Annotated in this window: 10 protein-coding genes; 6 read left to right on the top strand and 4 right to left on the bottom strand. The window is 64.3% G+C overall.

Annotated features, from left to right (window positions below):
• Positions 1-3 precede the first annotated feature (3 nt).
• Positions 4-465, bottom strand: a complete 462-nt coding sequence (locus tag JAB8_RS27700) for an Lrp/AsnC family transcriptional regulator (RefSeq protein ID WP_070217690.1) — start codon at positions 463-465, stop codon at positions 4-6.
• A gap of 99 nt (positions 466-564) precedes the next feature.
• Between JAB8_RS27700 and ilvB the strand changes: the two genes are divergently transcribed.
• The gene (gene ilvB / locus JAB8_RS27695; protein WP_070292427.1) at positions 565-2,313 is read left to right on the top strand and encodes a biosynthetic-type acetolactate synthase large subunit; all 1,749 of its coding nucleotides are present in this window, start codon (positions 565-567) and stop codon (positions 2,311-2,313) included.
• A 211-nt stretch (positions 2,314-2,524) separates the two neighbouring features.
• Here the strand turns inward: ilvB and JAB8_RS27690 are convergent, their stop codons facing one another.
• Positions 2,525-3,382, bottom strand: coding sequence for a helix-turn-helix domain-containing protein (locus tag JAB8_RS27690; RefSeq protein WP_070292426.1), 858 nt, complete (start codon positions 3,380-3,382; stop codon positions 2,525-2,527).
• A 135-nt stretch (positions 3,383-3,517) separates the two neighbouring features.
• Between JAB8_RS27690 and JAB8_RS27685 the strand changes: the two genes are divergently transcribed.
• From JAB8_RS27685 to bamE, 5 genes are read left to right on the top strand one after another with little or no spacing between them, the layout of a single operon-like run.
• Positions 3,518-4,957 carry a cytochrome P450 gene (locus JAB8_RS27685; protein ID WP_070292477.1) on the top strand — a complete coding sequence of 480 codons (1,440 nt, stop codon included), beginning with the start codon at positions 3,518-3,520 and terminating at the stop codon, positions 4,955-4,957.
• Positions 4,958-4,992: 35 nt separating this feature from the next.
• Positions 4,993-5,454, top strand: a complete 462-nt coding sequence (locus tag JAB8_RS27680; protein WP_070292425.1) for a GNAT family N-acetyltransferase — start codon at positions 4,993-4,995, stop codon at positions 5,452-5,454.
• Entirely contained in the window at positions 5,451-5,810 is a 360-nt protein-coding gene (locus JAB8_RS27675; protein WP_070292424.1) for a nucleotide pyrophosphohydrolase, read from the top strand. Before JAB8_RS27680 ends, JAB8_RS27675 begins: the two co-directional genes overlap by 4 nt.
• Positions 5,811-5,859: 49 nt before the next feature.
• Positions 5,860-6,657 carry a hypothetical protein gene (locus tag JAB8_RS27670; RefSeq protein WP_070292423.1) on the top strand — a complete coding sequence of 266 codons (798 nt, stop codon included), beginning with the start codon at positions 5,860-5,862 and terminating at the stop codon, positions 6,655-6,657.
• On the top strand, positions 6,654-6,962 hold the full coding sequence (bamE, locus tag JAB8_RS29335) for an outer membrane protein assembly factor BamE (protein ID WP_070292422.1): 309 nt from the start codon (positions 6,654-6,656) through the stop codon (positions 6,960-6,962). Before JAB8_RS27670 ends, bamE begins: the two co-directional genes overlap by 4 nt.
• Positions 6,963-7,057: 95 nt before the next feature.
• On the opposite strand, the gene JAB8_RS27660 is transcribed toward bamE, so the two are convergent.
• Complete coding sequence (locus JAB8_RS27660) at positions 7,058-8,707, bottom strand: PAS domain-containing methyl-accepting chemotaxis protein (protein ID WP_070292421.1); 1,650 nt, start codon at positions 8,705-8,707, stop codon at positions 7,058-7,060.
• Positions 8,708-9,148: 441 nt separating this feature from the next.
• The gene (locus JAB8_RS27655) at positions 9,149-11,302 is read right to left on the bottom strand and encodes a DEAD/DEAH box helicase (RefSeq protein WP_070292476.1); all 2,154 of its coding nucleotides are present in this window, start codon (positions 11,300-11,302) and stop codon (positions 9,149-9,151) included.
• Positions 11,303-11,313 lie beyond the last annotated feature (11 nt).

Below are 11,313 nucleotides of genomic sequence, written 5' to 3'. Positions count from 1 at the left end.
AAGTCAGCGCTGCAAGGGAAGATAGCTTTGCTTGAGCTGGCGCAAGACAAAACTCGATTTGCTGTGGCGGATACCGGGAATTTTATACAGGCGCTCGCGCAGCAGGCGTTCGTAGTCGCGCGTGTCGCTCACCGCGATGCGCAGGTAGTAATCGTAGTCGCCGGACACAAGAAACGCTTCCAGCACTTCCGGGATCATGGCCAGCGCGTGGCCGAATTCAAACAGGGCCTGGTCGGAATGGTCGTCCAGGGTGACTTGCACGATGACGGTATCGGCCAGTCCCACCTTGGCCGCGTTGACGTTCACCGTATAACCCTCGATGACGCCATCGTCTTCCATGCGCTTGATGCGCGCCCAGCATGGCGACGAGGTCAGGCCCACCTTGGCGCTCAGGTCGTGCAGGCTGATGCGGGCATCCTGCTGCAGGGCCGTCAGGATGGCGAGGTCGAATTTATCGAGCTTCATTCCGTCAATTCCTTATTTCACAGCAAATTTTGCTGAATACTGCATTCTATACGAGAAAACCAGCAGCCTTTTCTGCCGCATCAGGCAGAAAATAAGGCCATGAAACCCGATCCAGCTCCCCTCCTCGCGCGCGCCTCCCATAACGGCGCCAGCACCCTGATCGACACCCTGCTGTCCCTGGGCGTCGATACCGTCTTCGGCTATCCGGGCGGCGCCGTGCTGCCCCTGTACGACGCGCTGCACGCCCAGCCCCGCCTGCGCCATATTCTCGTGCGCCACGAACAGGCGGCCGTGCACGCGGCCGAAGGTTACGCACGTAGCACGGGCCGGCCCGGCGTCGTCTTCGTCACGTCCGGCCCCGGCATGAGCAATACCACCACGGGCTTGCTCGACGCCCTGTGCGATTCGATACCCGTCATCTGCATCAGCGGCCAAGTGGCTACCACCAGCATCGGCACGAATGCCTTCCAGGAATGCGACGCGCTGGGCATTTCGCGCCCCGTCACCAAGTGGAACCGGCAAATCCGTACGGCCGATGAAACGGCGGCCGTTGTGCGCGAAGCGTACGCGCAAGCCACGCAAGGCCGGCCGGGGCCCGTGCTGGTCGACTTTCCCAAGGATCTGCAGCTGGCACCGGTGCAGGAAGCGACGGTGCTGGCCCCTGCCACGCCGGCCCCGATGCCGATGCCGGCAGCCTCCGATCTTGAACGGGCCGCCAGCCTGATCGCCGCCGCGCGCCAGCCCGTGTTCTATGGCGGCGGGGGCCTCGTCAATTCCGGCCCCGCCGCCTGCGCCGCCTTCGGCCAGCTGGTGAAGCTGGCGGCCGCGCCGTGCACCCTGACCTTATTGGGCCTGGGCGCCTTTCCCGCCTCGCACCCGGCCTTCCTCGGCATGCTGGGCATGCACGGCACGCTGGAAGCGAACCTGGCCATGCACCATGCGGACCTGATCGTCTGCGTCGGCGCCCGCTTCGACGACCGGGTGACGGGACGTCTCGATGCCTTCTGTCCCGGCGCGAAAATCATCCACGTCGATATCGACCCGGCGTCGATCGGCAAGGTGGTGCGCGCCGACGTGGCCCTGCGCGGCGACTGCGCGCCCGTGCTGGCGGCTCTGCTGGTGCAGCTGCGCGGGCGATTGCTGGCGGACCGCCAGCCGTGGTGGCAGCGCATCGACGGCTGGCGCACGCAGGACTCGCTGGTGTTCGACGACACGCCCGACGTCATCGCGCCGCAGGCGCTGATGCGCCGGCTGCAGGCGGCGCTCGACAGAATGGACTACCGCGACGCCATCGTCTCGACCGACGTGGGCCAGCACCAGATGTGGGCGGCGCAGCATTTGCGCTTCGAGCAGCCGCGCCGCTGGCTCACCTCGGGCGGCGCCGGCACCATGGGCTATGGCTTGCCGGCCGCCATCGGCGCGCAGATCGCCCACCCGGACAAGTGCGTCGTGTGCGTCAGCGGCGACGCCTCGATCCTGATGAATATCCAGGAACTGGCCACGGCCGTGCAGCACCGCCTGCCCGTGAAAGTGGTGCTGTCGAACAATGGCTACATGGGCATGGTGCGCCAGTGGCAGGAACTGATACACGGCGGGCGCTACAGCCACAGCTACACGGAAGCGCTGCCCGACTTCGTCGCCCTGGCGCGCGCGTTCGGCTGGCAGGCGCACACGGTGAGCCGGCGCGAAGACCTCGACGCGGCACTGGTGGCCTGCCTGGCCTCCGAAGGCCCGTACTTCCTCGACGTGCGCGTGCACGGCGCGGAAAACTGCTTCCCCATGATGGCCCCCGGCGCGGGGCACCATGAAGTAACCTTATCCAAGGGCAAGGTGTACAAGGAACGGTAGGTCGGATTACGCGAGGCGAAGCCTCGCTAATCCGACCTACGCCAACCTCCCATATGAAGCCCGGCACGAGGTGCCATGAAGCTGCCTGATCAAGGGCAAAATGTACAGCGGCCGGTAGGTCGGATTAGCGGGGCAACGCCTCGCGTAATCCGACACCACCACCGGCCGCGCCAACGATGTGGTCGGATTACGCTCTACGAGCTAATCCGACCTACGCCCATATCCGGTAGATCCAGTAGCTTTCATCTTCTTTCATGGCGCGCGCCAGTTCCGTGGGACTCAAGCCCGTGATTTCGCGCGTCTCGCGGCAGAAATGCGCCTGGTCGGCGTAGCCGCCGCTGGCGGCGACGTCGGACCATGACGCCGTGCCCTGCAGGATGGCGCCGCGCTCGTCGAGGAACAGCTGTTCCGCGCGGCGCATACGGCGCAAGGTGCGCATGGGCTGGCCGGCCCAGGCCTTGATGCGGCGCTCGATGTTGCGCGCGCTGCTGGCCAGGCCCGTCGATGCGGCCTGCACGCCCAGCCGGCGCACCCAGTCCTGGATGGCGCCGGCCGGTTGGTCGCCATTCTTGCGCGCCAGCAGCCAGCGCGGCGCCAGAAAATCCTCCACCAGCCTGACGCGGACCGCGTCGTCCGGCGCGGCCAGCACGGCGTCGGACAGGGCCAGCCAGTCGGCATCGAACAGCGCGTCGAGCGGGCGGAACTGGTCCAGCAAGGCATCCATCGATATGCCAGTCAACGCATGCAGGGCGGCCGGATAAAACATCACGACAAACGAGTGCACGGGACCGGGGTTGTAGCTGACCAGCGGATACGAACGGGGGCCGCCGAACAGCGCGGGCGGCATGCGCACGTCCGCCAGCGACAGGCCCGGCGCGGCCGCTTCCACGTGGCCGGCGACGGTCCAGACGATGCTGCACATGGGCGCGGCGGGAAAGCGGTTCAGGCGCTGCGCCGGCGGCAAGGGCGCGCAGCCCGTGGTGTCGCGCACGAGGATGGCGCGCACGCAGGAAGCGAGCGCGGCGCGCGGGGCGATCAAACGGGTCAGGGGCGTAGGGGCGGCTGGCATAGCGGCGATTGTGCCGGCAATTTCTGGCCGCGCACGATGTCGTATTCGTTCAATACAAACGGGCCGCAATCGCGTAGAGTGTGGCCATTATTGCAAGCAATCCTCGTACTTTTACCGTATCGACAGGAGATGTTCATGCCGCCACTCGACCACGCCGCCCCCGCCGTCGCCACGCCCCTGCGCCAGATCCGCCGCCTGCCGGGGCCCTTCGCCTTGCCCATCGTCGGCAACAGCCTGCAGCTCAAACTCACGCGCATCCACCGCGACGTGGAACAATGGGTACAGCGCTACGGCCCCTTCATGCGCGCCTGGTTCGGCCGCACCCTGGTACTGGTGGTGGCCGACAGCGAGGCCGTCGGCGCCGTGCTGCGCGACCGGCCCGACGGTTTTCGCCGCCCCCTGAGCAGTTCGGTGGTCTCCGACGAAATGGGCGGCGTGCCCGGCCTGTTCCTGGCCGAGGGCACGGAGTGGCGCAACCAGCGCCGCATGGTCATGGCCGGCATGGCGCCGGGCGCCATCAAGGCCTACTTCCCCGCGCTGGTGACGGTGGCGCAGCGCCTGCAGCGGCGCTGGCATCTGGCCGCCACGCAAGGCCAGGCGATCGACCTCGATGGCGACCTGAAACGCTACACGGTCGACATCATCGCCGGCCTGGCCTTCGGCACGGAAGTCAATACGCTCGAATCGGGCGAAGACGTGATCCAGCGCCACATGGACGATATCCTGCCCGCCGTGGCGCGGCGCAGCCTGTCCATGTTCCCGTACTGGCGCTATGTCAAGCTGCCCATCGACCGCCGGCTGGACCGCGACGTGGCGGCCCTGTCCGCCGCCGTGGCGGACCTGGTGCAGCAGGCGCGCGCGCGCATGGCGCACGACCCGGCGCGCCGCGCGCATCCGCCCAACCTGCTCGAAGCCATGATCGCCGCCGCCGACCTGGAAGGCAGCGGCGTGACGGACCGCAACGTAGCCGGCAATGTGCTGACCATGCTGCTGGCGGGCGAGGATACAACGGCCAACACGGTGTCCTGGATGATTTATTTGCTGCAATGCAATCCGCAGACTCTGGCGAAGGCGCGCGAGGAAGTGCGGCGCCTGGCGCCCGACGCGGCCCAATTCACGATCGAGCAGATGGATAGCCTCGATTACCTGGGCGCCTGCGCCAGCGAAGCCATGCGCTTGAAGCCCGTGGCGCCCTTCCTGCCCGTCGAAGCGCTGCGCGACACGGTTATCGGCGACATCGCCGTGCCGGCCGGCACCCTCGTCTGGTGCGTGATGCGCAACGACACCGTATCGGATGCGCACTTTCCCGACCCGCTGGCCTTCCAGCCCGAACGCTGGCTGGCCGACAGCGGCGAGGCCAACAACAAGCGCGCTTCGATGCCCTTCGGCGCCGGCTTGCGCACGTGCCCGGGCCGCTATCTGGCCTTGCTGGAAATCAAGATTGCCATGGCCATGCTGCTGGGCAGCTTCGACATCGCCGGCGTCGACACGCCCGATGGCGGCGAGGCGCAGGAACTGATGGGGTTTGTGATGTCGCCCATCGGCTTGACGATGCGCCTGGCGCGGCCGCAGTGATACCATGGGGGAATCTCAGTCAACGTGCTTTCCCCATGCAAATTCACCTGGAATCGCCGCAGCAAGCGGACGTGCAAACCCTGATCGCCGAGCTGGATGCCTATCAACAAACGCTGTATCCGGCCGAATGCGTCTACTCGCTGGACCTGGCGTCCCTGCCGCCGGAAACCCTGCTGTTTGCCGTCGCCCGCGATGCGGCAGGTGCGGCGCGCGCCTGCGGCGCCATCGTCGTCACGCCCGATTTCGGCGAGGTCAAGCGCATGTATGTGCACCCGGACAGCCGCGGTCTGGGCCTGGCCAAGCGCCTGCTGGCCGTGCTGGAAGAACAGGCGCTGGCGCGCGGCTGCCGCTTGCTGACCCTGGAGACGGGCATCCACCAGCCCGAGGCTATCGCCCTGTACGCGCACCACGGCTACCAGCGGCGCGGACCGTACGGCGACTATCGCGACGATCCGTTCAGTGTCTTCATGGAAAAACCGCTGCAGGCGGCCACATGAGCGCCCCATCCGACAGCCTGCTCGACATCCGCGCGCGCCTGCGCGCCTTTGCCGACGAGCGCGACTGGGACCAGTTCCACACGCCGAAAAACCTGGCCATGGCCCTGTCCGTGGAAGTGGCGGAACTGGCCGAGCACTACCAGTGGCTGCCCACGGGCGCGGATAGCGAACTGGACGAAGCGAAACGCACGGGCATCCGCCACGAGCTGGCCGACGTACTGATGTATCTGGTGCGCCTGGCCGACAAGAGCGGCGTCGACCTGCACGCGGCCGTACTGGAAAAAATGGAACTGAACGCGCAGAAATACCCGGCGCAGCAGGTACGTGGCGACGCGCGCAAATATAGCGAATATTGATAGGCCCACCCGTGCGTGGCTGCCGCGCAAAAAGGCGTAGCATCAAGCCATGCCTACTTACCGCCCTCTTCTGCTGCCCCTGCTGGCAATGCTGTTCCATGGCACTGTTGTGCTGGCGCAAACCGCGCCAGTGCCGCAAGTCAAGGTGGACGCCACGCGCGACCCCGTCGATAAATCGTATCGCAAGATGCTGCAGGGCGTGGACCGCTTCGAGCGCGACCATGCGCTGGCGCCGCATGCCGTGCTGCGCTTTCGTCTGCTGCCGCGCCAGCCCGGCGTGGACATGACGGGCGTGCAGCTGCGCATCGCGGGCGACACCGTCAGCATCCCCTTGCCGCTGGCCGAGGACAACAGCTTTACCCCCGTGCGCAATGCACAGGCCGCGCGCGAGGATGCCGTGCTGATCGCCAACCGCAAGGCGACCACCATGAGCTGGCGCGCGCAGGTCATCACGCCCGGCTTGCCGCCCGGCACGCGGCGCCTGGGCGACCTGCGCCTGGAATGCCGCGCCGGCATGGATTCGGGCCTGATCTCGAACGACCCGCAAATCATCGCCTGGCTGTCCAGCATGCTCTACAGCACCGACAAGGTCTGCTCGCAGCCGGACGGCAATTATCTGTTCTTCACGGAGCGGCCCCTGTTCGGCGTGACCCTCGTGCATGGGGAGCGGCGCCTGGCCCTGCCGTTCAAAATGCTGTATGCGGGCGGCGAGCAGACGCCCGCCTCGCTGCCCTATTGCGATTGCCAGGTCTTGCTCGACCGCACGTATTACGCGCCCCTGTGGGATGCCAGCTGGCCCGACGATACCCTGCTGGAATTTGACTATATGGACGAGGTGGCGCCATGAAGTGGCTGGTATTTCCCGTGCTGGCATTGCTGGCCGCCTGTTCCGGCACGCGCGCCTTGCAGGCAAGCAAGAATGTGCCTTACGCCACCCTGGAACAGACGGTGCAGCCGGGCAGCAGCACGCGCGAACAGGTGCGCGCCGCGCTGGGCGACAGCACGGCCATCCGTTTCGACAGCGGCAATGAAGTGTGGATGTACAGCTACCCGGCGGCCTCTGGCGCGCAGGGAGAATATGTCATTTTGTTTGGCGGGGATGGGGTGGTGAAGAAGGTGCGCAGCGGGGACGTGTACCGGGTGAAGAAGTAAGAGTAACCCCACAGACAAAACCCGCGGGGAATGCTCCCAATGGGAAGCATTCCGGTCACGCAGTGACTGACCCCAGCCTTTCGCCGTTGGGGTAATTATCTTGCCTTCAGCAAGGCCCGCGACGCCACGCTGGGGCTGCGCCCCACGCCGGCAGCCTTGCGCTTGGGCGAGGCCTTCAATTTGAAGATGCCGATCGACTGGGCCACGCTCTCGGTGCGCTGCGCCAGGCTGGTGGCGGCCGCGGCCGCCTGCTCGACCAGGGCCGCATTCTGCTGCGTGATGCCATCCATGTGGATGACGGCCTGGTTGACTTGGCCGATACCCTGGTTCTGCTCGCGCGTGGTCGAGGAAATCTCGTCCATCACTTCCGTCACGCGGGCCACCGAGGCGATCACTTCCGTCATGGTGGCGCCCGCATTGCTGGTCAGCACGCTGCCCGCATTCACGGTGGCGATCGAATGGTCGATCAGGTTTTTCACCTCTTTCGCCGCCGTGGCAGAACGCTGCGCCAGGCTCCGTACTTCGCCCGCCACGACGGCGAAGCCGCGGCCGTGCTCGCCTGCGCGCGCCGCTTCCACGGCCGCGTTCAAGGCGAGGATGTTCGTCTGGAAGGCGATGCCGTCGATCAAGCCGATGATGTCGAGAATCTTGCGCGACGACGAGCTGATCTCGTCCATCGTGGTGACCACTTCGCTGACGATGGTGCCGCCCCTGGCCGCGACGGTCGATGCCTGCACCGCCAGGTCATTGGCCGTGGCCACGTGGTCGGCGCTGTTTTGCACGGTCGATGTCAGCTCTTCCATGCTGGCCGCCGTCTGCTCCAGGCTGGACGCCTGCGACTCCGTGCGGCTGGACAAGTCCATATTGCCCGTGGCGATTTCCGCCGTGGTGATGCGGATATCCTCGAAGTTGGCGCGCACGTCGCCGATGATGCTGTGCAAGTTGATATTGGTCTGGCGCAAGGCCGCCATCAATTGACCCATATCGTCGTCGCGCACCTTGTCGATCACGCCCGTCAAGTCGCCCCCGGCCATCTTGCGCGCCACCGTAATGGCGTCGCCCAGCGGCGCGACGATGGAATTGTGCAGATGGGCCCAGAAATACAGCATCAGCGCGACGGCGGCAGCGGCGGCGCCGCTGAGCCAGCTGCGCGTGGCCGTGCTCGTGTCGCCGTCGATATTCCACACGGCGCAGCCGAGGATGGCCAGCACCACGCCCAAGATGATGCAATGCAGGGCGATGTCTTGCGACAGGCTCAGCTTGCGCCACTCGGCCAGCTTGGCGGCCCAGCCCTGGCGCACGACGCGGCCATTGCGGATCGCCAGGTTCGCGCTATTGCCGTCTTTAAAACTTTTATACAGGGCTGCCGCTTCGTTGATCTGCTCGCGCGTGGGCTTGGTGCGCACGGACATATAGCCGATCGGGCGGCCGTTTTCGATGACGGGTGTGATATTGGCGAAGACCCAGTAAAAGTCACCATTCTTGCAACGGTTCTTGACCATGCCGGTCCACGGCATGCCCGTCTTGATGGTGTCCCACAGGTCGGCAAACGCTTCAGCCGGCATATCGGGATGACGCAGGATATTCTGTGGCGCACCCAGCAGTTCCATTTCTGAAAAACCGCTGACCTCAATGAAATACTGATTGGCGTAATTGATGTTTCCCTGTAAATCCGTGGTGGAAACAATCGTCATGCCTTCATTTAATACGTATTCATTTTGCGTGATAGGCGTATTGACCCGCATCGTCGCTCCTCTATTTTTATCAACTAGCATAACAAAATCATAAAAACAATATACCACATCAAGCACCCATGATATATCGCCCCGGCGGCAGTGACACTGGTCAAAAAATTTAATAAAAACCAATTCATTTATGTTTTAGAATTTACTTTGATTCAACTAGATTGATTTTATTGAATGTAAAATTCAAATTGGAAGCAGACACAATAATTAATAAAAAATTATGTATCGATGCGGCAGCCAATAAATATGGTGTTTGCGCCGATAAAAAAACGCGCAAGCGCCGCAATATGCGCCGGCCCATGACGGGGCCTGCCGCCAACCATAACGCCGCAACCACGAACATTTCTTGAGGGAAAATAAAAACTGGCGCGAACGCGCCAGTGGGGGAACTGTCTCCAATCCGCGACACAGGCGCCGGGGAGGCGCCTGTGCAGGGACAGCTTACTTGAATGATTTACGCGGTGGCGATTTCGGACGCGGCGGCGCAGGCTTGCGCTCCGTCGTGCCGTCATCGAGGCTGATGCGCAGTTTCTGGCCCGACACGACGACCGATTTCAGGTGGTCGAGGATTTCCGGCGGCATGCCTTCCGGCAGGTCCAGCACGCTGTAGTTGTCAAAGATATCGATGCGGCCGATATGCTTGGCTTCCAGGTTCGCTTCGTTGGCGATGGCACCCACGATGTTGCTTGGCGTCACGGCGTGCTCACGGCCTACTTCGATGCGGTAAGCCGTCACGCCTGGACGTGGACGTTCCTTCTTCGGCGCGCGCGGCGCAGGTGCTGCGTCGCCCGCGTCCGCTGGCGCATCCTTGAACGCTGGCGCGGACTTGGCTGCAAACGGCTTGCGCGGCGCGGCTGGCGGCGCCAGGTCCGGCGCGTCGCCGTCGCGGCTGATGCGCAGCTGCTGGCCCGCGACCCACACGGTCTTCAGCTGATCCAGCAATTCTTTCGGCATGCTGTCTGGCAAGTCCAGGACGCTGTAGTCGTCATAGATTTCGATGCGGCCGATGTTTTTCGAATCGATGCCCGCTTCGTTGGCGATGGCGCCCACGATATTGCCCGGTTTCACGCCATGCTGATGACCGACTTCAATACGGAAGGTCTGCATGCCGGCGTCGGCCGGACGCTGGATGCGTTCCTTTTTCGGGAAGGCCGGGCGTTCGCTGCGCTCGTTACGGTCGAAGCGGTCACCGCGTTCCGGACGGTCGTTGCGCTCAAAACGGTCCTGGCGCACAGGACGGTCGTCTTGCCACGTGGCTTGCTCGCGCGCTTTGTTCTTGTCCAGCAGCAGCGGCGTATTGCCACGCGCCATCTTCGCCAGGGCGGCGGCGATCTCGATGGCGGGAATGTTCTGTTCGCGCTCGAAATCCTCGATCAGCGACTGGAACTGCTCCAGTTCGCCCAGGGCCAAGGTTTCGCTGATCTGTTCCTTGAACTTGGCGATGCGCACGTCGTTGACGGCCTGGATCGTCGGCAATTCCAGCATGCCGATCGGCTGGCGGGTCGAGCGTTCGATGGCTTTCAGCAAGTTCTTTTCACGCGGGGTGATGAACAGGATCGCTTCGCCGCTGCGGCCGGCGCGGCCCGTGCGGCCGATGCGGTGGGTATAGCTTTCCGGATCGTGCGGCACGTCGTAGTTGACGACGTGGCTGATGCGCTCGACGTCCAGGCCGCGGGCGGCCACGTCGGTTGCCACGAGGATGTCGATCTTGCCGTCTTTCAACTGCTGGATCGTGCGCTCGCGCTGGGCTTGCTGGATGTCGCCATTGATGGCGGCGGCCGAGAAGCCGCGCGCTTGCAGCTTGCCGGCCAGCTCTTCCGTGCCCAGCTTGGTGCGGGCGAAGATGATCATGCCGTCAAACGCTTCCGCTTCCAGGATGCGCGTCAGCGCGTCGAGCTTGTGCATGCCCGACACGAGCCAGTAGCGCTGGCGGATGTTGTCGGCCGTGCCCGTCTTGGCGGCGACCGTCACTTCGGCCGGGTTCACCAGGTAGGTGGTGGCGATGCGCTTGATGACGGAAGGCATGGTGGCCGAGAACAGGGCCGTTTGATGGCCGTCTGGCGTTTCTTTCAAGATACGTTCGACGTCGTCGATAAAGCCCATGCGCAGCATTTCATCGGCTTCATCCAGCACCAGGGTTTTCAGCTTGGACAGGTCGAGCGAACCCTTGTCCAGGTGATCGATGACGCGGCCAGGCGTGCCGACGATGACGTGCACGCCGCGGCGCAGGGCCGACAGCTGCGGGCCGTAGCTTTGGCCGCCGTAGATCGGCAGCACGTGGAAGCCGGGAATGTGGGCGGCGTACACCTGGAACGCTTCGGCGACCTGGATGGCCAGTTCGCGCGTCGGTGCCAGGACCAGGGCTTGGGGTGAGCTTTGTTTCAGATCGATGCGCGACAGGATAGGCAAGGCGAAGGCGGCGGTTTTACCCGTGCCCGTTTGCGCCTGGCCCAGCACGTCGCGGTTGGCGAGCAATAATGGAATCGTGGCCGCCTGGATAGGCGACGGTGTTTCGTAACCGACATCCTTGAGCGCGCGAATCAGCGGCTCGCTCAGGTTAAGGTCGGAAAATAAGGAAATTGGTGTATCAGACATGAAATCACTCA

This window comes from Janthinobacterium sp. HH106 (genome assembly GCF_001758725.1).
Lineage (GTDB): Bacteria > Pseudomonadota > Gammaproteobacteria > Burkholderiales > Burkholderiaceae_D > Janthinobacterium.
The sequence above is the reverse complement of the archived record's forward strand: the minus strand, read 5'-3'. Positions and strand labels throughout refer to the sequence as shown.

Coding starts and splice junctions, on each gene's coding strand:
- JAB8_RS27700 (WP_070217690.1), bottom strand. CDS start 465: ATGAAGCTCGATAAATTCGACCTCGCCATCCTGACGGCCCTGCAGCAG.
- ilvB (WP_070292427.1), top strand. CDS start 565: ATGAAACCCGATCCAGCTCCCCTCCTCGCGCGCGCCTCCCATAACGGC.
- JAB8_RS27690 (WP_070292426.1), bottom strand. CDS start 3,382: ATGCCAGCCGCCCCTACGCCCCTGACCCGTTTGATCGCCCCGCGCGCC.
- JAB8_RS27685 (WP_070292477.1), top strand. CDS start 3,518: ATGCCGCCACTCGACCACGCCGCCCCCGCCGTCGCCACGCCCCTGCGC.
- JAB8_RS27680 (WP_070292425.1), top strand. CDS start 4,993: ATGCAAATTCACCTGGAATCGCCGCAGCAAGCGGACGTGCAAACCCTG.
- JAB8_RS27675 (WP_070292424.1), top strand. CDS start 5,451: ATGAGCGCCCCATCCGACAGCCTGCTCGACATCCGCGCGCGCCTGCGC.
- JAB8_RS27670 (WP_070292423.1), top strand. CDS start 5,860: ATGCCTACTTACCGCCCTCTTCTGCTGCCCCTGCTGGCAATGCTGTTC.
- bamE (WP_070292422.1), top strand. CDS start 6,654: ATGAAGTGGCTGGTATTTCCCGTGCTGGCATTGCTGGCCGCCTGTTCC.
- JAB8_RS27660 (WP_070292421.1), bottom strand. CDS start 8,707: ATGCGGGTCAATACGCCTATCACGCAAAATGAATACGTATTAAATGAA.
- JAB8_RS27655 (WP_070292476.1), bottom strand. CDS start 11,302: ATGTCTGATACACCAATTTCCTTATTTTCCGACCTTAACCTGAGCGAG.